Source organism: Oscillibacter sp. UBA6647, from assembly GCA_002455655.1.
In the GTDB taxonomy this organism is placed as follows: Bacteria; Bacillota; Clostridia; order Oscillospirales; family Oscillospiraceae; genus Oscillibacter.
The window spans coordinates 1-2,704 of sequence record DKLF01000150.1; the positions used below are offsets into that span (position 1 = coordinate 1).

The window sequence follows — 2,704 nt, forward strand, 5'->3', positions numbered from 1 at the left end:
CGATCTGTGGACGGCCCTCTGTCCACCTTTACCGGTGTGGTGGAGGAGATTGAGCCCGAGAAAAACCGCGTCAGCGTGATGGTTTCCATGTTCGGACGGGAAACGCCCGTGGAACTGGAGCTGGATCAGCTAGAGGTCGTGGACTGACAGAGCGGACACGCGTCCGCTGCAAGTGGGAGGGACCGTTGTCCCGCCAAAGGGGGCCGGAAGGCCGCCACCACATTTTAAACAGGAGGTGCTACTAAAGTGGCACAGAAAATTACAGGATACGTAAAACTGCAGATTCCCGCGGGCAAAGCGACACCCGCTCCCCCCGTGGGCCCCGCGCTGGGCCAGCACGGCGTGAACATCGCCGCGTTTACCAAGGAGTTCAACGAGCGCACCAAGAACGACATGGGTATGATTATCCCCGTGGTCATCACGGTGTACGGCGACCGCTCCTTCTCCTTCATTACCAAGACCCCCCCCGCGGCGGTTCTCATCAAGAAGGAATGCAACATCGAGTCCGGCTCCGGCGTGCCCAACAAGACCAAGGTGGCCACCATTACCAAGGCGTCCATCCAGAAGATCGCAGAGCTGAAAATGCGCGATCTGAACGCCTCCAGCCTGGAGAGCGCCATGAGCATGATCGCCGGCACCGCCCGTTCCATGGGCGTTGTGGTGGGCGACTGAGCCGCCACTCGTCCCCGTTTGCGCGGCGCAAGGGCCGCATACAGTGGGAGGATGAATTCCGAAGAACCACTATGAGGAGGAAATAACATTGTTTAGAGGCAAGAAGTATACCGACAGCGCAAAGCTGATCGATAAGGGTACCTTTTATGAGACGGCGGAGGGCATGGGCCTGGTGTGCAAGTGCGCCGTCGCCAAGTTTGACGAAACCGTCGAGCTGCACGTGAAGCTGGGCGTGGACTCCCGGCACGCAGACCAGCAGGTCCGCGGCGCCATCGTTCTGCCCCACGGCACCGGAAAGACCGTCCGCGTGCTGGTTTTCGCGAAGGACGACAAGGCTGCCGCCGCCAGAGAAGCCGGCGCCGACTATGTGGGCGACATGGATTTGGTGGAGAAGATTCAGAAGGAAAACTGGTTTGACTTTGACGTGGTTGTCGCCAGCCCCGACATGATGGGCCTTGTGGGTCGTCTGGGCAAGGTGCTGGGTCCCAAGGGTCTGATGCCCTCCCCCAAGGCGGGCACCGTCACTCCCGACGTGGCCAAGGCCGTGAAGGAAGTCAAGGCCGGTAAGATCGAATATCGTCTGGACAAGACCAACATCATCCACTGCCCCATCGGAAAGGCCTCTTTCGGCCCCGAGAAGCTGGCAGAAAACTACAATGCGCTGATGGGCGCCATCGTCAAGGCGAAGCCCGCCGCCGCCAAGGGCCAGTATATCCGTAGCTGCGTGGTGGCTTCCACCATGGGCCCCGGCGTGAAGATGAACGCCGCCAAGCTGGTCTGAGCAAAAAAACCGATATCCGACCGGGAATTTGCCACTTGACAAATTCCGACGGTTTGATATAATACAACGTGCGTTCCAAAGACAGCAGGTGGGAGGAAACTCCGGAAATCCTGCCGAGGACGGCTTTTGATGAAGCTATTCCGTCCTTGTGTCTTTTGGGCACAGGGACGGTTTCCTTTTTAGAACGCACCCCCCCGGAATTCCTCTGCCTGACGGCCCACGCCGAAGAGCAGAGACGTTCCGCAAAAATCTCTGGAGGTGAAACAAGAATGCCTAACGCAAAAGTCCTGAGTGCAAAGCAAGCGATTGTGGCAGAGCTGACCGAGAAGGTTCAGAAGGCCACCGCAGGCGTCCTGGTGGACTACAAGGGTATCACCGTTGAGGAGGACACTGTTCTCCGCCGGGAGTGCCGCGAGAACGGCGTGGAGTACTCTGTTGTGAAGAACACCATGTTGCGCTTCGCGTTCAACAACGTCGGCTACGGTGAGCTGGACGGTCTGCTGAACGGAACCACTTCTCTGGCACTGTCTGAAGACGTGGTAGCCCCCGCCCGCATCATGAGCAACTGCGCCAAGAAGATGGAAGGCAAGTTCGAGATCAAGGGCGGCTTTATGGACGGCAAGGTGGTCGATCTGGCCACCATCCAGTCTCTGGCTGCAATTCCCGCTCTGCCCATCCTGCAGGCGCAGGTTCTGGGCACCATGCTGGCCCCCATCACGGGTCTGGCCGTGGTCCTCAAGCAGATCGCGGAGAAGGGCGGCGAAGCCGCTCCCGCCGCCGAGGCTGCTGTCGAGGCTCCCGCAGCGGAGGAATCCGCTCCCGCCGCTGAATAAGCGGAACCCAAATTTAAACCAAACTTTTATTTAGGAGGCTACTACTATGTCTGAAAAAGTTACCGCTATGATCGAAGAGATCAAGGGTCTGACCGTTCTGGAACTTAGCGAGCTGGTGCACGCTCTGGAGGAGACGTTCGGCGTTTCTGCCGCCGCTATGGCTGCTCCCGCCGCTGCTGCCGCTCCCGCCGCCGAGGAGAAGACCTCCTTCGACGTGGTCCTGACCGGCTTTGACGCCGCTGCCAAGATCAAGGTCATCAAGGCTGTCCGCGAGATCACCGATCAGGGTCTGGCCGAGGCCAAGGCGACCGTCGAGGGCGCTCCCGCCACTCTGAAGGAAGGCTTGTCCAAGGACGACGCCGAGGCCATGAAGGCCAAGCTGGAGGAAGCCGGCGCGAAGGTCGAGCTGAAGTAAGTT

The 2,704-nt window shown here is 59.4% G+C and carries 4 protein-coding genes, 1 pseudogene and 1 other annotated feature; all 5 genes and pseudogenes read left to right on the forward strand.

Features of this window, described 5'->3' with window-relative positions; all coding sequences use genetic code 11:
• Positions 1 to 147: pseudogene (locus B2W96_RS11125) on the forward strand (transcription termination/antitermination protein NusG); the annotation flags it as partial.
• A 99-nt stretch (positions 148 to 246) separates the two neighbouring features.
• A complete protein-coding gene (rplK, locus tag B2W96_RS11130; protein ID WP_293010403.1) occupies positions 247 to 672 on the forward strand; it encodes a 50S ribosomal protein L11 in 426 nt (141 codons plus the stop codon).
• Positions 673 to 760: 88 nt separating this feature from the next.
• Positions 761 to 1,453: a 50S ribosomal protein L1 gene (rplA, locus tag B2W96_RS11135; protein ID WP_293010405.1), complete on the forward strand. Its 693-nt coding sequence runs from the start codon at positions 761 to 763 to the stop codon at positions 1,451 to 1,453.
• 57 nt (positions 1,454 to 1,510) lie between these two features.
• Positions 1,511 to 1,639 (forward strand) — a sequence feature (ribosomal protein L10 leader region).
• A gap of 83 nt (positions 1,640 to 1,722) precedes the next feature.
• Complete coding sequence (rplJ, locus tag B2W96_RS11140; protein ID WP_293010407.1) at positions 1,723 to 2,286, forward strand: 50S ribosomal protein L10; 564 nt, start codon at positions 1,723 to 1,725, stop codon at positions 2,284 to 2,286.
• Between the two features lie 46 nt (positions 2,287 to 2,332).
• Entirely contained in the window at positions 2,333 to 2,701 is a 369-nt protein-coding gene (gene rplL, locus B2W96_RS11145) for a 50S ribosomal protein L7/L12 (protein WP_293010409.1), read from the forward strand.
• Positions 2,702 to 2,704: the final 3 nt, after the last annotated feature.

Coding starts and splice junctions, on each gene's coding strand:
- rplJ (WP_293010407.1), top strand. CDS start 1,723: ATGCCTAACGCAAAAGTCCTGAGTGCAAAGCAAGCGATTGTGGCAGAG.
- rplL (WP_293010409.1), top strand. CDS start 2,333: ATGTCTGAAAAAGTTACCGCTATGATCGAAGAGATCAAGGGTCTGACC.